Raw genomic sequence first — 20,591 nt, forward strand, 5'->3', positions numbered from 1 at the left:
CAGACGCGCCGCTACGCGGGCACTACCAAATGATTCTTCGATAGCAGCTACGCGGGCATCTTTGATGAGTCAACGCGCGCCCTTTCCGCGTAACCGGCAGAGAGATAAACTTAGAGTGGCGCCCCAGACCCCGGAAGGCCACCTAATGCAGAGCTATCCGAGGTGCAGGTCATGCCAAACTCCATCAACCCCGTCATTGAAACGTACTCAGCCCTGTTGAAAACAGTACGGACAGCGGGGCTGCTGCGGCGCCGTCGTACGTTCTACATCCTGCTGTTCGCGATACTGCTGATTGCTCTGGGAGCGGCCGGTACAGGCTTTGTGTTGCTGGGACGAACCTGGTTCCAGCTGGTGATTGCAGGGGTGCTTGGCGTGCTGTTTACCCAGTTTGCCTTCCTGGCCCATGAGGCCGCGCACCACCAGATCTTTGCCTCCGGCCGCGTCAATGACTGGACGGCCAGGATCTTAGGACCGCTGCTGGTGGGCATGAGCTATGCCATGTGGGTCAAGAAGCATACGGCCCACCACCAAAACCCCAACACGAAGGGCAAGGACCCGGACATCCACACGGGCGTGGTGGCATTTCACGAGGAAGGCGCGGCCACCAAGCGCGGTTTGGCGGCTGCCTTCACCCGGCATCAGGGAACGCTGCTGTTTCCGATGATCTTGTTACTTGGCTTCAGCCTGGTCATGGACTCGGCCAAGACGCTTTTCGGCCGCCGCGGCGTCCGTTTCCGCTACGTCGAGATTGGTCTGTTGGTGCTGCGGTTTGGGGCCCTGCTCACGGCGCTGTTCCTGGTGCTGCCGTGGGGCATGGCGCTGGCGTTCGTGGGCGTGCAGATGGGCGTATTTGGTTTCTACATGGGTGCCTCGTTTGCACCAAACCACAAGGGCATGCCCATTCTGGAGGCCGGAAGCCGCGTTGACTTCCTGACCCGGCAGGTGGTGACGAGCAGGAACATTCGCGGCGGATTCTTCATCGACACGCTTCTGGGCGGATTGAACCACCAGGTGGAACACCACTTGTTCCCCGACATGGCCCGGCCGGAATTGCGTCGCAGCAATGCGCTGGTGCGCGAGGCGTGTGCCAGAAACGGAATTGAGTTTACCGAAACTTCACTGCTGGAGTCCTACGCGATTGTGGTGGCCTACCTCAACCGGGTAGGCCTCTCTGCTGTGGATCCGTTTGACTGCCCGCTGGTGCGCCAGTTTCGCTGACCGCCCCGTCATCGGCCACCGGTCCTTGGCGGATACCCTGATGCGGCCAGAAGCCTGTCGGTGTCCAAGCCCTCCGCAGCGTGCGCAACAGATGCTGTTGGCGCACCTCGTTTTGAACCGATTCCCCCTTGGACACCCCCAATGAACTCACCCTTTCGTTAACGCAAAATACTTCCAAACATGAGCATATGACGCCGTGGCGCGGGACACTAGTGGCTTAGGGTATTTGACACCCAAACTAGTGATACTTTATGGGCCCGGCGGCGATGCTGGTGCTTGCGGACGGGCATGGCGGGCCGGTCCAAGAAACCGGAATAGCGCAGCGGCCACGTCCCCGACTGTCTTGAGCTCGCACTCCCACACGGTGAAGGTGCTCCACCCGGACTCCTGAAGGAGCGTAAGCGCGTTGGCGTCGCGTTCCACCGTGCGGCTCCGCTTGGCCTCCCAAAACTCGGGATTGGTTTGCGGCTTGCGAGTGCCGTTCGGGCAGGAATGCGAGTGCCAAAAACAGCCGTTGACAAAAATGGCCTTGCGGCGGCTTCCAAACACGATGTCCGGCCTGCCAGGCAGCCCGGCGCCATGGAGCCGGTAGCGGTAACCCTCCGCAAAAAGCAGGCGACGGACTGTCATTTCCGGTTTCGTGTCCTTGCCTTTGATGTTCGCCATGACCCTGTGGCGCTGGTCCCGAGTCAACGAATCAACCATGGCGTCCATGGTACGCGCGGCCACGGGCGACAAACCCGTCCCCAACTCGAGTAGCCCGGGTACACGCCCCGCTGCTTTTCATGGACAACAGCTGTGGGTGCGTGTAAACATTGTTTACACGCCCTTGCAGCTGAAAGCTTGTTCGCAACCGAAAGTGGGAACCATGCCGGCCCTGCCGAAACAATCGCGGGAAGTGGTCTCCGTTCGGCTGCCACCTGAGCTGTATGCACGCCTCGATGCCTTGGTGGAACGCACCCAGCGCTCCCGCGGCTTCTACCTTCGGGAGGCGTTGTTAAACATGCTGCCGGTGCTGGAATCCCGGTACTGGGCGCATGACGTGGATGAAACGCAACGGGCGGAGTTGGCCGTTTTTGGTGCCCTGATGGCGCAATTGAACGGCGAAGGCGGGACCCCCGGCGCTGAACCGGCCGAGGGCGAACAGCAGCCGCCCGCCTGACTGAACAGTTACGCAAACAAGGAGAAGGCAACCATGGATCAGACCAGCGTCCGCTACATAGTGCACGACGTCGATGCCGCCATCGGCTTTTACGTTCACCAGCTGGGCTTCACGGAGGTGATGCACCCCGCCACCGGATTTGCCATGCTGTCCCGCGGCGGCCTGCGGCTGCTGCTCAGCGCCCCAGGCGCCACGGACGCCAGCGGCGCACCCGGAGGCGGCGGCCGGGCCATGGCCGACGGCACGCTGCCGCAGCCCGGCGGCTGGAATCGCATTTCCCTGCAGGTGGACGACGTTGCCGCGCAGGCTGCGCGGCTGCGCGAGGCAGGCGTGGCGTTCCGAACGGGAGTGGTCAACGGGGTGGGAGGCCGGCAGGTCCTGGTTGAGGACCCCTCCGGCAACCTCGTTGAACTGTACGAGCCGACGCGCCCCGAAGCTGCGGGTTAAGCCGCCGGACTGGCCTTCCGCCTAACTTTCGAAACCAGCCTCCGGCAGCGGAAGGTGCGGGTAGCTTTCCTGGCGGCGCTGGAATTGGAGAATGGCAGGGTTGCCGATGACTCCGTCCTGGATTTCAATGGCGCGCCGGATGGTCTCGTTCTCCTGCCACGCGGCCGGACCGGCCAGTACGGGCTCGATGAACGGCAGCAGGCCCTCGCTGATTTCCCAGGTCGCGGAATTCCACAGGTAGGACGGGCTGTGGTCCACTGCGTAGTAGTTGATGTTCCCGCCCACCGTGAACATGGGATCGACGAAGGTGGTGTTCCGTGCCCAGCTAAAGCCCATGCCTTCGTCGCAGGAGACGTCCACTATCAGGCTGCCGGGCCGGAAAACCGCCAGGTCGGCCTCGGTCAGGTACGTCATGGGCGCATTCGGGTCCTGCAGCGTGCAGTTGACCACAATGTCCGCCTCGGCGAGGAACGTTGCCAGGGGCGCATCGCCGTCGTCGAGCATGACGAAGCCGGGGTAGGGCGGCTCGGGGGCAAACTCGAACTGCACCATCTCGACCGCGTGGATGGGCGATGCCACGGCGGCCACGCTGCGGCGGGTCAACACCTGCACATCGTAAATGCCCAGGGCCCTCAAGGCGGTGACGGCGCCGCGGGCGGTGGCTCCGAAACCGATCACCACGGCCTTGAGTCGGCGTCCGTAGTCGCCGGTGGAGCCGATCAGGGACAGCGAATGCATGACCGAGGAGTACCCGGCCAGCTCGTTGTTTTTGTGGAAAACGTGCAGGCCAAAGCCGCCGTCGGAGCCCCAGTGGTTCATGGCCTCAAAGGCGATCAACGTCAGCTTCTTGTCAATGGCCAGCTGGGTAAGTGCCCGGTCCTGGACACAGTGCGGCCAGCCCCACAGGATCTGTCCGTCCTTCAGGTCCGCGAGGTCCGCGGCCAGCGGCTTGGGCAGAAGCACGATGTCGGCACCCGCTATCACTTCGTCGCGCGGGGACACGGCGCCGACCAGGGCAGCCAGGGCGGCGTCGGATACGCCAAACTGCACGCCATAGCCTTCCTCCACCACCATGCGGTCGCGGATTTCCTGTTCAATGTTGGAAAAGTGGTCCGGGTGGATGGGGGCGCGGCGTTCATCCGGCTTGCGCGAGGTCCCCAGGACACCGAGCCGCAGCGGGGTACTTGCGGCCATCATTTCTTCTTAGCGGGCGTGGGTTTGTCCGCGATGGCCGCGCCTGCTTCGCCGGACCTTTTGTCGGCGCGCTTTTCCTTGATGGACTTGCTCGACTTCTTCGAAGCGGTTTGCCGTGGTGATTTGTCGCCCATGTCAGCTCCCTAAGTGGAACCGAAGATGGTCCCGTAGCCCTGACCTTACACGTCCTGGGTCAATGCCAAAGCTGATAAACGAGCCACCTTATCAAAAAAAGCAGTGCCCCTGCTCTGAGCAGCAGGGGCACTGGTCTGGGGGAGCGGGCGACGGGAATCGAACCCGCGTATCGAGCTTGGGAAGCTAGCGCTCTACCATTGAGCTACGCCCGCATAAGGCACGCTCCGCCGTGGATTTTGGCCCCGGCGGTGTGCTTCGAACAAAAGTCTAGCGGATGTTGGGAGCACCCTTGGACAGGCACGCCCAGCGGTGAAATCCGTCAGCCAATGATGGAGGCCTTCACCGTGGAAAATTCGGCATCCGTCAAGGCGCCGGAGGCATGCAGGGCGGCGAGCCGCTCCAGTTTGGACAGCAGGTCTTCACCGGTGGCTTCCCCCACCGGGGCCGCTACGGGTGCGGCTGACAAGGGTGCCTGAGCCTGCTGCTCGGCCGCTTGCCGGCCGGCGGCCTTGGCGTGCACCGCATTGCTGGCAGCGGTGGCGGTTCCGGCCACGACGGCGGTCCTTGCCGCGGTGCGCAAAAGTGACGGTCGGTTGCGTCTGCCAAAAGCCATGGTGCACTCTTCGTGGGTGGCGGTTCGATGGGTTGGCCGCGAATGCCTTTATCCTACGGGTCCACAGCGCCGGGGGGAACAAGGACGGGTGGCACGTCCCGCCGTCGTACTCCAATCGACGCGGCTAAAGGATGACCTCGGGTTCCTTCCCGGGGGACTTTTTGCCTTGGAACAGGCGGACGAACGGCTCCACGTAGCGTGCGGCGATGGGGCCAAAGACAGCCATGATCAGCACATAAGTGGTGGCCAGGGCCGCCAGTTCCTTCGGTACGGCACCGGAGGCCACGGCCAGCCCGGCGATGACAATGGAAAACTCGCCACGGGCGATGAGCGCGGCACCGGCACGGGCCTGGCCCAAGATGGCGATGCCCTGCCGGCGGGCCGCCCACCAGCCGGTGGCCACCTTGGTCGCGGAAGTGACCACGGCCAGGATCAGTGCAAAGCCCAGCACGGGAGGGATGCTGCGGGGGTCGGTGTTTAGGCCGAACAGCACAAAGAACATGGCGGCAAAGAGGTCGCGCAAGGGCTCCAGCACCCGGGTGGCGTTCGTCGCGGTCCCCCCGGAGATCGCGATGCCCAGCAGGAACGCGCCCACGGCTGCGGAGACCTGCAGCGCCGACGCCAGTCCTGCCACCAGCAGCGCGGAGCCCAAAAGCTTGAGAAGGAACGACTCCCGGTCGGGGCTGTCGAGCACGTTGGAGACAATGTGCCCGTACCGCAGCGCACCGAGCAGCACGGCCGTGATGACCGCCAGTGAAATTCCGACGGCGGTCAGCCCGCCCAGGAACGACACCCCGGACAGGACGGCGGTCAGGATGGGCAGGTAGGCGGCCATGGCGAGGTCCTCGATCACCAGGATGGCCAGAACCACCGGGGTTTCCCGGTTGCCGAGCCGGCCCAGGTCGCCCAGGACCTTGGCAATGATGCCGGAGGAGGAGCTGTAGGTGATCCCTGCCATGACCAGTGCACCCACGGGCCCCCAGCCCAGCAGGAATGCTATGGCAACCCCGGGTGCCATGTTCAGCACCAGGTCCAGCAGGCCAGCCATCCATGACTGGCGAAGACCGGTGACCAATTCGCGGGCCGTGTATTCCAGGCCAAGCATGAGCAGCAGCAAAATCACACCGATTTCGCTGGCGATGTGCGCGAAGTCGTTGATGCTGCCGAAGTCAATCAGTCCGCCATGGCCGAAGGCCAACCCGCCCAGCAGATAGAGGGGTACAGGGGACATGCCGATGCGTCCGGCCAGCCTTCCCAAAAAGCCCAACGCGAAGAAGACAATGCCGAGTTGGATGAGGGAGAGGGTGGTTGGATCCACAAGGACACTACGATCGGGATTGCAGGATCTGGGCTGCCTTCGCCAGACCGGCCTCCGTGCCGACAATGACCACCATGTCGCCGACTTCCAGAACCTGGTCCGGGCGCGGGGAACCAATGACCTGCTCGCCGCGCAGCAGTGCCACGATGGACGTGCCGGTCAGTGTGCGCATCTGTGTGTCGCCCAGCGGGCGTCCCGCGTACGTCGAACCCGGGCGGAGCAGGATCTGATGCGTTGTGACTCCGGCGACGTCCTTCTGCTCGGCAGATAGCTGGGCGATGAGCTGGGCCGAACCCAGAAGGGAACCGAGCGCTGCAGCTTCCTCGGCGCTGAGTGGGATGGACGCGGCGCAGGCGTCCGGGTCGTCCATGCGGGAGAGGATCAGCTCGGTGTGGCCGTCGCGGTGCGTGACAACACCGATCCTGCGGCCCGTGGCGAGCCTGACCTCCCGGCGGACGCCTATGCCAGGAAGAGGGGTCTCTTCAATATTCATGCCTCTTACCTTAGTCGTCATCAGCAAGCTATTGACGTTATGTTCCAACGCCTGCGGCACGCAATATAGTCCCGCGGACGGATCCTGCGGCATTCGGACTCCAGGGGCGGGGCGCATGCGCTATTTTTAGAGGGTGCTGATCTCAGACCGCGACATACGAGCCGAAATCGACGCCAAGCGCATTGTCTTGGACCCCTACGATCCCGCCATGGTGCAGCCGTCAAGCGTTGACGTGCGCATGGACCGGTACTTCCGGCTCTTTGACAACCACCGCTACGCGCACATTGATCCGGCGGAGGAGCAGCCCGAGCTGACCCACCTTGTGGAGGTTGAACCGGACGAGGCCTTCATCCTGCACCCGGGCGAATTCGCGCTCGCCTCCACGTATGAGACCGTGACGTTGCCGGACAATGTGGCCGCCCGCCTTGAGGGAAAGTCGTCCCTGGGCCGTTTGGGCTTGCTCACGCACTCCACGGCCGGCTTTATCGATCCGGGCTTTTCCGGGCACATCACGCTGGAACTCTCCAATGTGGCCACCCTGCCCATCAAGCTGTGGCCCGGCATGAAGATCGGCCAGCTGTGCTTCTTCCAGCTGTCCTCGCCGGCCGAGCATGCCTACGGCACCGGGAAATACGGCAACCGCTACCAGGGCCAGCGCGGCCCCACGGCGTCCAAGTCCTTCCAGAACTTCCACCGCACCAAGATCTAAGCGTCCCGCGTCCGGGTTCCCTTGGCCGAGGTTCCTCAACGGGCGGCGGCGTGGGCCGGGGCCTTGACGGGCAGCAGGAGCAACAGGCCGGCCAGCAACACCACGAGAATGCCGATGATGCCCCACTTTTGCGCGCCAAAGATCACGATGCACCAGCCAAAGAGCAGTGGGGCCAGGAAGGACACGGCCCGGCCGGTGGTGGCATACAAGCCAAAGAGCTCGCCCTCCTGCCCCTCAGGCGCCAGACGGCCCATGAACGTCCGTGCAGACGACTGCGCCGGGCCCACAAACAGCGTCAGGATCAGGCCAAAGACCCAAAAAGCCGTCTTGCCGTCCAGGAACAGCAGCATGCCGCCGGAGAGCAGCAGCCCGCAAAGCGAGGTGACGATGACGGCCTTGGGGCCGAACCTGTCATCGAAAAAACCCGCGGACAGGGCGCCGAGGGCGGCCACCACGTTCCCGGCAATGGCGAAGATCAGCACGTCACCGGTCTTGAAACCAAAGGACCCCACCGCCAGGACCGCGCCAAAGGTGAAGATGGCGGCAAGGCCGTCCCGGAAAATCGCGGACGAAATCAAAAAGTACAACGTGTGCGGCTCGGTCCGGCCCAGGCGGACCACCGTGCGGAACAGTTCCAGGTAGGACCGGAAAAATCCCACCCGCGGCATGGCGGGGTCAGGCTTCCTTTCCGGGATGGCGAAGAGAACCGGGATGGAAAAGATGATGATCCACAAGGCCGAGAACACGGCGACGGCACGGTACGTCATGCCGTCGGCGCTGGTGATGCCGAAGACGCCGACGTCGGGCTTGATCAGCCCAAAGTACACCAGCAGCAGGGCCACGATGCCGCCGAGGTACCCGGCCGCCCAGCCAAAGCCGCTGATCTTGCCAATGGTGTGCTTCGTGGAAATCTGCAGCATCATGGCGTTGTAGTTCACGCCGGCAATCTCAAAAAACACGTGGCCGGCGGCAATGAGCATGCAGCCAAGCAGCAGGTACGATTCATGCGGCTGGACAAAGAAGCAGGCCCCGGTCAGCAGGGCGACAATGAGTGTGTTGATGCCCAGCCACAGCTTCCGCCGCCCGCTGTGGTCGGTACGCTGCCCGGCAACCGGGGCCAGCAGGGCGATGGCGAAGCCGGAAATGGACATGGCCAAGGCCAGCACGGCCGTGGCGTGGTCGGCCCCGCCAAAGGCATCGCCGGTCAGGTACAGCGCCGTGAAGATAAACGTGGTCATAACCGAGTTGAAGGCAGCGCCGCCCCAGTCCCACAGCGACCACGCAGTAATCTGCCACAGGGTGCCGGGCGCCTTGGCCGTGTCGACAGGTGGGAAGGCGGCCGCCGGAGGGTACTCAGTCATAGGGCACATGCTATAGGCACCCGGGGTCCGTCAGGTGAACATCCGGCGGACGGCCCTTCGTGTGAGAGACGGCACATCCTTACGGGACAAGCCTCACCGCCGCCGGAGATCTGATGCGTCTTGGTAGGCTGGGACGGTCGGGAACCGACTTCAAACTCCAACGCTTCTTTCGTCCTGCCCGAACCTTGCGGAGCCACCTTGTTGATTGTCCTGTGCGCACATTTCATCGTGGCCATGCTCGCGCCCATTTTGTTTTCGCGCTGGGGCCGTGCGGCTTTCTATGTCCTCGCCGCCGTTCCCGCCGCCAGCTTTGTCTGGTTATTGGCCCAATACGGCAATGTGTACTCCGATTCCGCGCCCAGTCCCACGCTGGACATCCCCTGGGTCCCTGCCCTCGACCTCAACCTCACCTTCCGCATGGACCAGTTGTCCTGGCTGATGTCACTGCTGGTCCTGGGCGTTGGCGCGCTCGTGCTGGCCTACTGTACCCGCTATTTCAAGTCGGCCGACGCCGGACTGGGCGGCTTTGGTGCGCAGCTGCTGGCTTTCGCCGGGACCATGTTTGGCCTGGTCACCGCTGACAACCTGATCCTGCTCTTTGTGTTCTGGGAATTGACCACGGTTCTGTCCTACCTGCTCATTGGCTACGCGCGCACCCGCATTGCCGCCCGTCGCGCCGCCCTGCAGGCGCTGATCGTCACCACCTTTGGTGGCCTGGCCATGCTGGTGGGCCTGATCATGGTGGGGGAGGGCGCCGGGACGTACAGCATCTCCGGCGTGCTGGCGAAGGCGCCGGAACTGGTGGCGGCCCAGGGAACGCCCGGAAGGGTGCTGGACATTGGCATTGCCCTGATCCTGGTGGGCGCCGTGACGAAGTCGGCGCTGCTGCCCTTCCACTTCTGGCTGCCCGGCGCCATGGCCGCGCCCACCCCCGTCAGTGCGTACCTGCACGCGGCGGCCATGGTGAAGGCCGGCATCTACCTGGTGGCCCGCCTGGCGCCCGGCTTTTCCGGCACCGAATACTGGCAGGTGCTCATCACCGTCCTGGGCCTGGCCACCATGCTGCTCGGCGGCTGGCGGGCGCTGCGCCAGCACGATCTCAAGCTCATCCTCGCCTACGGCACCGTGAGCCAGTTGGGCTTCATCATGACCGTGGTGGGGTTGGGCAGCAGGGAAGCCGCCCTGGCCGGCATGGCCATGGTGCTGGCGCACGGCTTGTTCAAGGCCACTCTGTTCCTGGTCGTGGGCATCATTGACCACCAGTCGGGCACGCGCGACATCCGCGAACTCTCCGGCGTGTTCCGCTCGGCACCGAAGCTCGGGGTGGTGGCCCTCATCGGTGCCGCATCCATGGCCGGGCTGCCTCCGCTGGCCGGCTTTGTCGCCAAGGAATCAGTGTTTGCCGCTTTCGAGGCCAACGCCCGTTACGGTTCTGCCGGACACATGATCGGCGTGGCAGTGCTGGCCGTCATGGTGCTGGGCTCCATCCTGACGTTCGCCTACTCCGCCCGCTTCATGTGGGGCGGTTTTGCCAGCAAGCCCTCCGGCATGGGCCTGGCCGCCGCCACGCCGTTCAAGCCGGTCGGCTGGCTGTTCCTGGGCGCCCCGGCACTGCTCAGCGCGCTGACCTTGGCGTATGGGCTGTACCCGCCCGTCGTGGAAGCGTGGATCGCGCCCTACAGTGCACTGTTTCCGGCAGATGACCCGCATGGACTGCATCTGGCGCTATGGCACGGGTTCACGCTGCCGCTGGCCTTGAGTGGCGTGGTGGTGGCCGGCGGCCTGGGCCTGTTCCTGGTGAGGGGCCGTTTCGAAGCCCTGCAGGGGAAACTGCGGACGGGCATCGACTTTGAGCGCGGGTACCGGCAGCTGATCGTGGTCCTTGACCAGGTGGCCATCTGGGTTACGGGCCGCACCCAGCGCGGCTCCCTGTTCTTCTACCTGGCCGTCATCCTGGCGACGGCCATCGCGTCAGTCGGCGCGGTGCTGGTATGGACCGAACCAAGCTGGACGGCGCAAAAATACTTCGTGGACCCCGGCTCGCCGTTCCAGGTGATCGCCGGCATTGCGATGCTGGTGGGCGCTTTTGGCGCGGCCGGCGCCAAAAGGCGCTTCATGGCCGTGCTGATGGTCTCGGTGACCGGTTATGGAATGGCCTTGATTTTCGCCCTGCAGGGTGCCCCCGACCTGGCGTTGACCCAAATGCTGGTGGAAACCATCATCCTGGTGGCGTTTGTGTTGGCCCTGCGTTCACTTCCGCCGGGGCTGGCGGAGCGTGGGGCGGGCGAACATAAGGTGCTGCGCGCCATCCTGGGCACCGCGTTTGGCGCACTCATGGTGGTGGTGGGCATTGTTGCCATGGGATCGCGCATCGCCACGCCCGTCAGCTTGAGCCTGCCGAAGATGGCCTATGAGGGCGGTGGCGGCCTCAACGTGGTCAACGTGACCTTGGTGGACATCCGCGTATGGGACACCTTCGGGGAGATTTCCGTCCTGGCCATCGCCGCCACTGGCGTGGCCAGCCTGATCTTTGTCCGGGGCCGCGGACAGCGCCTGGCCCGGGCCGAGACGGTGGCGCCCGGCAGCATAGGCCGCGTTGGCGAGCCGGGGCGGGTTCCGAGTCCCGTCGTTGAACTTGCCAAGCGCTTTGCCGTTGTGCCCGCCAACCCCTGGCTGGTGGCCGGGCGCACCCTGGCCCCGGAGCGGCGTTCCGTCATCTTTGAGGTGGTCACCCGCCTGGTGTTCCACAGCATTATCGTGCTGTCCATCTACCTGCTGCTGGCCGGCCACAACGGCACCGGCGGCGGCTTTGCCGGAGGGCTCGTGGCGGGGCTGGCGCTGACGATACGCTACCTGGCCGGCGGCCGCTTTGAACTGGCCGAGGCCACCCGGGTCTCCGCCGGAACCCTCCTCGGTGTGGGACTGGCGGCCGCGGCACTGACGGGCATTGCACCGCTGTTCTTCGGCGGGGAAGTCTTCCAAAGTGCCATCCTCACCTTTGATCTGCCGGTGTTTGGGCACGTCAAGTTCGTCACTTCCACGCTCTTTGACATCGGCGTTTACCTGGTGGTGGTCGGGCTGGTCATCGATGTGCTGCGCAGCCTCGGCTCTGAAATTGACCAGCATGAAGAAAACGGAATCGGTGCCATCACCATGATTGAAGACGACGAGCCGCTGGAGGTGGCCCGGTGAGCGTGAACCTGACACTGCTGCTGGTGATGGGCGTGCTGTTTGCCATTGGCATCTACCTGCTGCTCGAGCGCAGCCTGACCCGGGTGCTGCTGGGACTGATGCTGCTGGCCAACGCCGTAAACCTGCTGCTGCTGGCCACCGGCGGCTATGCCGGACTGGCGCCGATCTTCAACAAGGACATTCCCGCAGCGGAATTCAACGATCCGCTGCCGCAGGCGTTCATCCTGACGTCCATCGTGATTTCCTTTGCCGTCACGGCGTTCATGCTCAGCCTGATCTACCGGTCGTGGCTGCTCAGCCGTGCCGACCACATCCAGGACGACCGTGAGGACCGCCGCGTGGCAACGCAGGACCTCTTCGATGCGGAGGAAGATTCCGAGATCGCCGTCGAAGTTTCCGATTTCCACGAAAACGACCACCCCGCGGCCAGCCGCGAGATGATTCCCGGGGTGACGTTGAAGAAAACCGTGCGTCCCGGCCCCCACCCCGAACGGACGGACAACGCATGAGTGTGGCATCCCTGGCACCGCTCGCCGTCGCCCTTCCCATGCTGGGAGCGGCGCTGGCGTTTGTGCTCATCCGCCACCCCCGTGCCCAGCGCCGTTTCAGCATTGGCACCCTTGCCCTCACACTCGGACTGGAGGTCTGGCTGCTGGCCTTTGTGTGGACCGCCGGGCCCGTCGCCGTGCACCTGGGCGGCTGGGCGCCACCGTTCGGCATCGTCATGGTGGCGGACCAGTTTTCCTCGCTGCTGCTGGTGATTTCCTCCGCCGTCAGCCTCTCGGTGCTGATCTACGCATCCGGGCAGGGCGCGGCCGACGATGAGGAAAGCGGGCCTGTGTCCGTTTTCCACCCGACCTACCTGATCCTGGTGGCGGGCGTGTCCAACGCGTTCCTGGCAGGGGACCTGTTCAACCTGTACGTGGGCTTTGAAATCCTGCTGACGGCCAGTTATGTGCTGATGACGCTCGGTGGCACGGGCTCGCGCATCCGGGCCGGCATCACCTACGTGGTGGTCAGCGTGGTGTCCTCGCTGTTGTTCCTGATCGCCATCGCCATGATCTACGGCGCCACCGGGACGGTGACGCTGGCTGACCTGGCCGTCAAACTCGGCGCCCTGGACCCGGGCACCCAGCACCTGCTGCACGTGCTGCTGCTGGTGGCGTTCGGCATCAAGGCGGCCGTCTTCCCGCTCTCCTTCTGGCTGCCCGACTCCTACCCCACGGCGCCTGCCCCCGTGACGGCGGTGTTCGCCGGGCTGCTCACCAAGGTGGGCGTCTACGCGATCATCCGTACCGAAACGCTGCTGTTCCCCACGGACCATTTTAATTCGGTTTTGCTGTGGGTGGCCCTGCTGACCATGATCGTGGGAATCCTGGGCGCCGTGGCCCAGACCGACATCAAGCGCATGCTCTCGTTTACCCTGGTGAGCCACATCGGGTACATGATCTTCGGCGTCGCACTATCCTCGGTGCTGGGCCTGGCCGCCACCATCTTCTACGTCATCCACCACATCACCATCCAAACCAGCTTGTTCATGGTGACGGGGCTGGTGGAACGCCGCGGCGGGACGTCGGCCCTCACGCGGCTGGGCGGGCTGGCCAAGCTTTCCCCCGTCCTGGCCGTGCTCTATTTCATCCCTGCCATGAACCTGGCCGGTATCCCGCCGTTCTCCGGGTTCCTTGGCAAACTCGGGCTGCTGGAGGCCGGTGTGGCCGACGGCTCCCCGCTGGCCTACGCTCTCGTGGTGGGCGGTGTGGCGGCCAGCCTGCTGACGCTGCTGGTCATGGCGCGCGTGTGGAACCGCGCGTTTTGGCGCACCACGGCCGACGCCGAGGATCCTGACCCCGTGCTGCTTGCCACCGCGCCGGATGCCTCGGGCGTGAGCAGCATGCGTGCCCTGCGCACCAGCAAGCACGTGGACGCCACCGAGGGCCGGTTCTCGGGCGAGAACGAAATCCCCATCCTGCCAAAAACGATGGTTTACTCCACCATGGGGCTGGTGGCCCTGGGCGTGGCCCTGAGTGTTTTTGCCGGACCGTTGTTTGACCTCAGCCAACACGCCGCCGAGGGCATGCTGGCCCGCACCCCGTACATTGAGGCCGTGCTGGGCGCCGGGGCGGGGCAGCCGTGAGCCGGGCGACGGGTACCGGAAAACGACACGGCGCCTGGCAGAAGGTGCCGCTGCTGGTGTGGCCGGTGGTGGTGTGGGGTGCGCTGTGGCAGGACTTCAGCCCGGGTAACCTGGTGTTTGGGCTGCTGATCGCCATCGGCGTGTCCCGGGTGTTGTACCTGCCGCCCATTGAACTGAGCGGCCGCTTCAACGTGCTCCGGGCACTGTGGTTTGCGCTGTGGTTCCTCAGGGAGGTCACCGTGGCCAGCTTCCAGGTGCTGTTTTGGGCCGTCATGAAGGGGCCCCGGATCCGCAATGCTGTCGTCGCGGTACCGCTGCGCAGCAAGTCCGATTTGATCATGACGGCCGTGGGGCACGTGCTGTCCCTGATTCCGGGCTCCCTGGTGGTGGAGGTGGACCGAGGCTGCTCAACCCTGTACGTTCACGCCATGAACGCGCCAACTCCGGAAAGTGTGGAAAAGGTCCGCGGGGGGATCCGCGACATTGAGGCCCGGCTGATCCGCATCATGGGCAGCCGGGAAGAGATGGCCGCGTTGAACGTTGAGGGGGCAGGTCACCGCGAACTGCCCAAGGAGGCACAGTGACAGGTTTGGAAGTTGTAGGGGTGATTGTCGCCGTCGTGCTTACACTGGCGGCGGCCGGGACGATCTACCGCATTGCCGCGGGACCCTCCCTGTTGGACCGCGTGATTGCCGCCGACGTTTTGCTGGCCATCTTTGGTGCGGCGCTGGCCACGGAAATGGCCATAAACCGGCACACGGACAACCTGGCACTGCTGGTGGTGATGAGCGTGATCGGCTTCATCGGCTCCGTCACGGTGGCCAGGTTTGTCGCACACCGGAAGGAGGAGGCATGAGCGTGATTGACGTCCTGACCGCCATTTGCCTGCTGGGCGGCGCACTGATGAGCTTGGCCGCCGCCATTGGCCTGTTGCGGTTCCCCGACTTGATGAGCCGGATGCACGCGGCAACGAAGCCGCAGGTGCTGGGCCTGTTCTTGATGTTGGCGGCCATCGGGCTGCAGCTACGCGCATGGCCGCTGGTGCCGCCATTAATTGTTGCGTGGCTGTTCCAGCTGCTGACGGTGCCGGTGTCCGCGCACATGGTGGGCCGTGCCGGGTACCGCACCAAGCACCGCCGCCCGGAACTGCTCAGCGCGGACGAACTCAACGACGTGGTGGACGCTGTGGTGGAGGGCAGCGAGCCGGATCCGCGCTAGACCTCTTCGGGGTGCTGGTTGAAGCGGGCGATCGCCTTTTGCGCGGTGCGCCCGGCCAGTACCTGGATGATGGCGGCGACGGCGGAGGACACGAGGGCGAACGTGAGCGCCGAGCGCAGGCTGTTTTCCAGGTCGGCACCGTCCTTGGGCGGCTTGTTCCCGGTGCTCTTTTCCCAGGCGCTGTCCACGATCTTGCTGGCAACGAACCCGGCACCCAGGCTCACGCCCGTGCCGAGCAGCTTGAACACGATATTCACAAATACACTCCTTGGTATGCGGCGGGCCCGCCGTGGCAGTTGCTTCCCTGCCAGCCTAACGGGTCGGCGGGAGCAGCTAACAAGTGCCCGTGACTTTTGTGCCGAATCGGCATTCGCCGCGGCGTGTCGGCGCGGGTAGACTGAAGCCGCAATTCAACACGACAGGGGAGCGTCGTGTTCCAAACCTTGGAACATGGCGCTGAGAGTGCGGTTCACCGCAGACCCTCGAACCTGCTCCGGCTAGTACCGGCGAAGGGAGTCGAGTTCTCTTCGGCTGCGCGGAAATACCGCCAGCCGCCCCTCCTGCAAAGGAGGAAACATGAGTAAGTTTGTCGCGGGCAGTTCCGCAAATTCCAAGGCAGCCCCCAAAACCACCTGGCGCGTGGTGGACATCGTGGTGGCATCCGTGCTGGCCGTGGCCGTGGGCGTGATCTTCTGGCTGTGGTCTGCCGGATACGGCATCATCGCCGCCGTCACCGTCGCCTTCCCGCCCGCCGCTGCCCTCTACGGCGGCGGCTGGCTGATTGCCGGCGTCCTCGGCGCCCTGGTGATCCGCAAGCCCGGCGCGGCCCTGTACTGCGAACTGGTCGCCGCCATTGTGGAAGGCCTGCTGGGCACCCACTTCGGCTTCACCGTGCTGTTGTCCGGCCTGGTTCAGGGGCTCGGCGCCGAAGCCGTCTTTGCGCTGTTCCGCTACCGCAGGTTTACGCTGCCGGTGGCGCTGCTGGCCGGGGCGCTGTCCGGCGTGGCCTTGGGCCTGAACGACTCCCTGGTCTACAACGTGGCCTGGGCGCTGGGATGGAAGCTGGTCTACATTGTCCTGGCCGCCGTTTCAGGCGCCGTCATTGCCGGCCTGCTGTCCTGGCTGGCCGTGCGCGGACTTGCCCGCACCGGCGCACTGGCCAACCTGCCCTCCCGCGGCGCGGCCGCCGAACCGCTGGTGTAGGGATGGGCTCCGCAGGCCGGTCCTCAGCCGGCGACGTTGGCGTTGCCCCGGCGCGGATCAGCGCCAAGGGGTGGGGCTGGCAGCATTCGGGCCGCGCCGCCAAGGCCATCCACGATCTCAACCTTGCGATCGAGCCGGGCGAACGCGTGCTGCTGCTGGGGCCCTCGGGCGCCGGAAAGTCGACGCTGCTGCACGCGCTGGCGGGGGTGCTGGGCGCCGATGAAGACGCCGACGAGTTTGGCTCCCTCCTTATCGACGGCGCGCCCGTGGCGCAGGCACGCGGCCGGACCGGGCTCATGCAGCAGGATCCCGACTCGCAGGTGGTGCTCTCGCGCATCGGCGATGACGTTGCCTTTGGTGCCGAAAACCTCGCCGTGCCGCGGGAGGAAATCTGGCGCCGCGTGCCCGCCGCGCTCGACGCCGTCGGCCTGGCGCTGCCGCTGGACCACCCCAGCTCCGCTCTGTCCGGCGGGCAAAAGCAGCGCCTTGGCCTCGCCGGCATGCTCGCCATGCGGCCCGGCCTGTTGCTCCTCGACGAGCCCACCGCGAATCTCGACCCGGCCGGCGTGGTGGACGTGCGCGACGCCGTGCGGCGCAGCCTGGATGAAACGGGCGCCACACTGGTCGTCGTGGAACACCGCGTATCGGTCTGGCTCGACGTGGTGGACAGGATTGTGGTGCTGGCCCCCACGGCCGCAGGGGAGCCCGGCGGAGTGCTGCTGGACGGCCCTCCCGCCGCGGTGCTTGCCCAGGCCGGCGGATTGTTGATGGCGGCCGGGGTGTGGGTGCCCGGGCACGTGCCCGCCGTGCGCCCGCGCACGTCCCTCCCCTCGGGCGACGCCGGTTCCCGCCTGCTGCTGGAGGCGGAGGATCTTGCCGTCTCCCGGCAGAAAAGCCGGCGCGGGCACCCGGCGGTGCCGGCCGCCGTCGTGCCCTCGGTGCGGATATCCGCCGGACAGGTGCTCAGCGTGACCGGGCCCAACGGTGCAGGGAAGTCGACGCTGGCACTGACACTGGCGGGACTCCTGCCTGCCGTGGGGGGACGCCTCCACGCGAACGAGCCCTTGGCCCGCGGTGCCGGCAGTGCGCCACTGAAATGGCGCGGAAGGGAGCTGATCAGCCGGATCGGCACTGTCTTCCAGGAGCCGGAGCACCAATTTGTGACCGGAAGCGTGCGGGACGAGCTGTTGTTTGCCCCGCGGCTGTTGGGCCAGGGCGGGGAAAAAGTGGAGGAACTGCTGACCCGGCTGCGGCTGGACCACGTGGCCGACGCCAACCCGTTTACCTTGTCCGGCGGGGAAAAACGGCGGCTGTCCGTGGCCACGGTGCTGGCCGCCAGCCCGCAGGTGCTGGTCCTGGATGAACCCACGTTCGGCCAGGACGCGAACACCTGGGCAGAGCTGGCCTCGCTGCTGACCGAACTGCTCGACGCCGGCACGGCCGTGGTGTCCGTGACTCACGACGCGGCGTTCACCACGGTGCTGGGCGGAGACAGGCTGGTGCTGGGTGACACTGTTGAAGTTGGAGATGGTGACCGCTCCGCGGGTACTGCGCACCCTGCCGCCCCGGCCAAGGCGGTGCGGCGATGAGTGTAGACATTTTGGCGCAGCCGCGCTCACGCGCATGGCTGTCCCGGGCCAATCCGTTGGCCAAGCTGGGTGCCGGCATGGCCATCACCCTTGTCCTGCTGGTCAGCGTTGACTGGGTGTCGGCCACGGTGGCGCTGGTGCTGGAACTTGCGCTGCTGCCCCTCGCCGGCCTGGCTGCCGGCACATTGCTGCGGCGCGGCTGGCCGATCTTGATGGCCGCCGTGGTGGGGGGCTATGGCACGGCCCTGCTGGCCCCCAAAACCGGGGAGATGCTCCTGGCCGTGGGTCCACTGACGTTTACCTCCGGGTCGGTGGTGGCCGGTGTGGCGATTGCGCTGCGCGGGCTGGCCATTGCGCTCCCGGGCATCATTGTGCTGGCCAGCACCGATCCCACGGACCTGGCCGACGCGCTGGCGCAAAAACTGCGCCTCCCGCACCGCTTTGTGCTGGGCGCGCTCGCCGCCATGCGCCTGGTGGGGCTGCTGGTGGCGGAGTGGCAGACGCTGGGCATGGCGCGGCGCGCCCGCGGCGTGGGTGGGGAACCGGGCTTCTTCAGCGGGTTGAAGGCCTCGCTGGGACAGGCCATGGCCCTGCTGGTCCAGGCCATCCGCCGGGCGTCGCGGCTGGCGGTCACCATGGAGGCCAAGGGCTTTGGTGCCGGGCCGCGCACGTGGGCCCGGGAATCCACGTTCACCGGCCGTGATGTCTGGGTGGCGGCTGGGGGACTGGTGATCGCCGCGGTGTCGGTGGCAGCCGCCGTCGTCCTGGGGAGCTGGAACCCGGTGCTGGGCTAAACCCTGCCGCCTGCGTAGCGGGTCCGTGTCGAAACCCGGCCACATGTTCGCCGGTCTCGGCACCGACCCGCTACCTCGCCGGGGAAGCTTGCGTGGCGGAGACCCACCCCCGGGTGGGCAGGAGTAGCCTTGGTGAGGCGGGAACGCCCGCCCCGCATGCGATTTATCGCACAGGGTGGTTAATTTCACAACCATGGCGCCATTATTAGCGTGTAAGTCACTAAATACCGATGATATATGCTTCTCATGATATAAAAGTGCTATGACTCAAGTGGCTGCAGAAACCGTAGGTGTATTGGTCCGGGATGCGCGCAATGACCGGGGATGGACCCAGCTGCAACTCGCGGCGCAATTGGGCACCAGCCAAAGCGCCGTGGCGCGCATGGAACAGGGCAAGCAAAACCTTAGCTTGAAGATGATCCAGCGCATGGAATCCCTGCTGGGCAAACGCATCGTCAATGTGGGTGGCATCCCCAAGAACGTGGTGACCCACCTGCGCGTGCACGGCGGCCGTGAGCTCTCCGGCAGCGTGGAGGTCAACTCCAGCAAGAACGCCGGCGTCGCGCTGCTGTGCGCCAGCCTCCTGAACCGCGGCACCACCACGTTGCGCCGCCTGGCCCGCATTGAAGAGGTCAACCGCATCGTGGAGTTGCTCACCAGCATTGGCGTCGAGTGTGAATGGCTCAACGCCAACGACCTGCAGATCCGCCGCCCCGCCACGCTGGACCTGGCCGCCATGGACATTGACGCGGCCAAGCGCACCCGTTCCGTCATCATGCTGCTGGGCCCGCTGCTGGACCAACAGGACGTTTACCGCATCCCCTACGCCGGCGGCTGCGACCTTGGCACCCGCACGGTGGAGCCCCACATGCAGGCCCTGCGTGAGTTTGGCCTGGCCGTCACCGCCCACGCCGGTTTTTACCAGGTGCAGGCACCCGTCAGCGACGCCGAAGACCGCACGTTTGTCCTGACCGAACGCGGCGACACTGTCACCGAAAACGCCATCATGGCCGCCGCGCACCGTGTTGGCACCACCGTGATCCGCAATGCGAGCCCGAACTACATGGTGCAGGACCTGTGCTTCTACCTGCAGGAACTGGGCGTGCAGGTGGAGGGCATCGGCTCCACCACGCTGACCATCCGCGGCAAGTCCCGCATCGACGTGGACATTGAATACGCGCCGTCCGAGGACCCCATTGAGGCCATGAGCCTGATCACCGCGGGCATCGTTACCAAGTCGGAAGTCACCGTCACGCGCGTGCCCATCGAGTTCATGGAAATTGAACTCAAGGTGCTCGAGCAGATGGGCTTCCGCTACCTGAAATCAGCCGAATACACGGCCCGCAACGGCAAGACCCGCCTGGTGGACATCACCACGCTGCCCTCGGAGCTGCATGCCTCGCCCGACAAGATCCACCCCATGCCGTTCCCGGGGCTGAACATCGACAACCTGCCGTTCTTCGCCGTCATCGCCTCCTGCGCCGAGGGCACCACGCTCATCCACGACTGGGTGTACGAGGGCCGCGCCATCTATCTCACCGAGCTGAACCGGCTCGGCGCCGGGGTGCGGCTGCTGGACCCGCACCGGATCGACATCAAGGGCCCCACGGCGTGGCGCGCGGCCGAGATCGGCTGCCCGCCGGCACTCCGCCCCGCCGCCTGCATCCTGCTGGCCATGCTTGCCGCCAAGGGCACGTCCGAGCTGCGCAACATTTACGTCATCGAGCGCGGCTACGAGGACCTGGCCGAGCGCCTGAACACCATTGGCGCGGAAATCGAGTACTTCCAGGACTAAGCGCCAAAGTACGACG

General features: G+C 65.4%; 22 protein-coding genes, 1 tRNA gene and 1 riboswitch. Of the genes, 14 read left to right on the top strand and 9 right to left on the bottom strand.

The genetic code is table 11. The features are described from left to right. Positions 1–171: 171 nt before the first annotated feature. On the top strand, positions 172–1,218 hold the full coding sequence (locus CVV68_RS17590) for a fatty acid desaturase family protein (RefSeq protein ID WP_110502370.1): 1,047 nt from the start codon (positions 172–174) through the stop codon (positions 1,216–1,218). Between the two features lie 249 nt (positions 1,219–1,467). On the opposite strand, the gene CVV68_RS17595 is transcribed toward CVV68_RS17590, so the two are convergent. Then, positions 1,468–1,923 carry a very short patch repair endonuclease gene (locus tag CVV68_RS17595; protein WP_110502308.1) on the bottom strand — a complete coding sequence of 152 codons (456 nt, stop codon included), beginning with the start codon at positions 1,921–1,923 and terminating at the stop codon, positions 1,468–1,470. Positions 1,924–2,086: 163 nt separating this feature from the next. On the opposite strand from CVV68_RS17595, the gene CVV68_RS17600 reads away from it, so the two are divergent. Then, on the top strand, positions 2,087–2,380 hold the full coding sequence (locus CVV68_RS17600) for a ribbon-helix-helix protein, CopG family (RefSeq protein ID WP_110502309.1): 294 nt from the start codon (positions 2,087–2,089) through the stop codon (positions 2,378–2,380). A gap of 33 nt (positions 2,381–2,413) precedes the next feature. Beyond that, positions 2,414–2,827, top strand: a complete 414-nt coding sequence (locus tag CVV68_RS17605) for a VOC family protein (RefSeq protein WP_110502310.1) — start codon at positions 2,414–2,416, stop codon at positions 2,825–2,827. 21 nt (positions 2,828–2,848) lie between these two features. Here the strand turns inward: CVV68_RS17605 and CVV68_RS17610 are convergent, their stop codons facing one another. The 6 genes from CVV68_RS17610 to CVV68_RS17630 all read right to left on the bottom strand — a co-directional run bounded on the left by CVV68_RS17610 (position 2,849) and on the right by CVV68_RS17630 (position 6,580). Next, the gene (locus CVV68_RS17610; RefSeq protein ID WP_110502311.1) at positions 2,849–4,024 is read right to left on the bottom strand and encodes a N(5)-(carboxyethyl)ornithine synthase; all 1,176 of its coding nucleotides are present in this window, start codon (positions 4,022–4,024) and stop codon (positions 2,849–2,851) included. Further along, a complete protein-coding gene (locus CVV68_RS24665) occupies positions 4,021–4,155 on the bottom strand; it encodes a hypothetical protein (protein WP_281268300.1) in 135 nt (44 codons plus the stop codon). Before CVV68_RS24665 ends, CVV68_RS17610 begins: the two co-directional genes overlap by 4 nt. A 142-nt stretch (positions 4,156–4,297) precedes the next feature. Continuing rightward, positions 4,298–4,368: transfer RNA gene (locus tag CVV68_RS17615), tRNA-Gly, on the bottom strand. 107 nt (positions 4,369–4,475) lie between these two features. After that, entirely contained in the window at positions 4,476–4,769 is a 294-nt protein-coding gene (locus CVV68_RS17620; protein ID WP_110502312.1) for an SHOCT domain-containing protein, read from the bottom strand. 124 nt (positions 4,770–4,893) lie between these two features. Beyond that, on the bottom strand, positions 4,894–6,087 hold the full coding sequence (locus CVV68_RS17625) for a cation:proton antiporter (RefSeq protein ID WP_110502313.1): 1,194 nt from the start codon (positions 6,085–6,087) through the stop codon (positions 4,894–4,896). Between the two features lie 7 nt (positions 6,088–6,094). Continuing rightward, positions 6,095–6,580, bottom strand: coding sequence for a cation:proton antiporter regulatory subunit (locus CVV68_RS17630; protein ID WP_110502314.1), 486 nt, complete (start codon positions 6,578–6,580; stop codon positions 6,095–6,097). A 133-nt stretch (positions 6,581–6,713) separates the two neighbouring features. Between CVV68_RS17630 and dcd the strand changes: the two genes are divergently transcribed. Beyond that, on the top strand, positions 6,714–7,289 hold the full coding sequence (dcd, locus tag CVV68_RS17635; RefSeq protein WP_110502315.1) for a dCTP deaminase: 576 nt from the start codon (positions 6,714–6,716) through the stop codon (positions 7,287–7,289). A 35-nt stretch (positions 7,290–7,324) separates the two neighbouring features. Here dcd and CVV68_RS17640 read toward each other — a convergent pair whose 3' ends face one another. Next, positions 7,325–8,650, bottom strand: a complete 1,326-nt coding sequence (locus CVV68_RS17640) for an MFS transporter (protein ID WP_245933624.1) — start codon at positions 8,648–8,650, stop codon at positions 7,325–7,327. A gap of 198 nt (positions 8,651–8,848) precedes the next feature. Between CVV68_RS17640 and CVV68_RS17645 the strand changes: the two genes are divergently transcribed. From CVV68_RS17645 to mnhG, 6 genes are read left to right on the top strand one after another with little or no spacing between them, the layout of a single operon-like run. Further along, the gene (locus tag CVV68_RS17645) at positions 8,849–11,842 is read left to right on the top strand and encodes a Na+/H+ antiporter subunit A (protein WP_110502317.1); all 2,994 of its coding nucleotides are present in this window, start codon (positions 8,849–8,851) and stop codon (positions 11,840–11,842) included. Further along, complete coding sequence (locus CVV68_RS17650; protein WP_110502318.1) at positions 11,839–12,351, top strand: Na(+)/H(+) antiporter subunit C; 513 nt, start codon at positions 11,839–11,841, stop codon at positions 12,349–12,351. The genes CVV68_RS17645 and CVV68_RS17650 overlap by 4 nt, the downstream gene beginning before the upstream one ends. Continuing rightward, on the top strand, positions 12,348–13,976 hold the full coding sequence (locus CVV68_RS17655) for a Na+/H+ antiporter subunit D (protein ID WP_110502319.1): 1,629 nt from the start codon (positions 12,348–12,350) through the stop codon (positions 13,974–13,976). Before CVV68_RS17650 ends, CVV68_RS17655 begins: the two co-directional genes overlap by 4 nt. Continuing rightward, a complete protein-coding gene (locus CVV68_RS17660) occupies positions 13,973–14,560 on the top strand; it encodes a Na+/H+ antiporter subunit E (RefSeq protein ID WP_110502320.1) in 588 nt (195 codons plus the stop codon). The genes CVV68_RS17655 and CVV68_RS17660 overlap by 4 nt, the downstream gene beginning before the upstream one ends. A 5-nt stretch (positions 14,561–14,565) precedes the next feature. Then, positions 14,566–14,832, top strand: a complete 267-nt coding sequence (locus tag CVV68_RS17665; protein WP_110502371.1) for an MrpF/PhaF family protein — start codon at positions 14,566–14,568, stop codon at positions 14,830–14,832. Further along, positions 14,829–15,194: a monovalent cation/H(+) antiporter subunit G gene (mnhG, locus tag CVV68_RS17670; RefSeq protein WP_110502321.1), complete on the top strand. Its 366-nt coding sequence runs from the start codon at positions 14,829–14,831 to the stop codon at positions 15,192–15,194. The genes CVV68_RS17665 and mnhG overlap by 4 nt, the downstream gene beginning before the upstream one ends. On the opposite strand, the gene CVV68_RS17675 is transcribed toward mnhG, so the two are convergent. Further along, entirely contained in the window at positions 15,191–15,451 is a 261-nt protein-coding gene (locus tag CVV68_RS17675; protein ID WP_110502322.1) for a DUF4235 domain-containing protein, read from the bottom strand. The two genes, mnhG and CVV68_RS17675, sit on opposite strands and share 4 nt — an antisense overlap. Before the next feature lie 153 nt (positions 15,452–15,604). Next, a riboswitch (TPP riboswitch) is annotated at positions 15,605–15,726 on the top strand. Between the two features lie 44 nt (positions 15,727–15,770). Between CVV68_RS17675 and CVV68_RS17680 the strand changes: the two genes are divergently transcribed. The 4 genes from CVV68_RS17680 to CVV68_RS17695 all read left to right on the top strand — a co-directional run bounded on the left by CVV68_RS17680 (position 15,771) and on the right by CVV68_RS17695 (position 20,575). After that, positions 15,771–16,397: an ECF transporter S component gene (locus tag CVV68_RS17680; RefSeq protein WP_110502323.1), complete on the top strand. Its 627-nt coding sequence runs from the start codon at positions 15,771–15,773 to the stop codon at positions 16,395–16,397. Positions 16,398–16,399: 2 nt separating this feature from the next. After that, the gene (locus CVV68_RS17685) at positions 16,400–17,986 is read left to right on the top strand and encodes an ABC transporter ATP-binding protein (protein WP_110502324.1); all 1,587 of its coding nucleotides are present in this window, start codon (positions 16,400–16,402) and stop codon (positions 17,984–17,986) included. Then, positions 17,983–18,780: an energy-coupling factor transporter transmembrane component T family protein gene (locus CVV68_RS17690; protein WP_110502325.1), complete on the top strand. Its 798-nt coding sequence runs from the start codon at positions 17,983–17,985 to the stop codon at positions 18,778–18,780. Before CVV68_RS17685 ends, CVV68_RS17690 begins: the two co-directional genes overlap by 4 nt. Positions 18,781–19,042: 262 nt before the next feature. Further along, entirely contained in the window at positions 19,043–20,575 is a 1,533-nt protein-coding gene (locus CVV68_RS17695; protein WP_110502326.1) for a UDP-N-acetylglucosamine 1-carboxyvinyltransferase, read from the top strand. The last annotated feature ends 16 nt before the right edge of the window (positions 20,576–20,591 follow it).

This window comes from Arthrobacter livingstonensis, assembly GCF_003219815.1.
GTDB classification, from domain to species: Bacteria; Actinomycetota; Actinomycetes; order Actinomycetales; family Micrococcaceae; genus Specibacter; species Specibacter livingstonensis.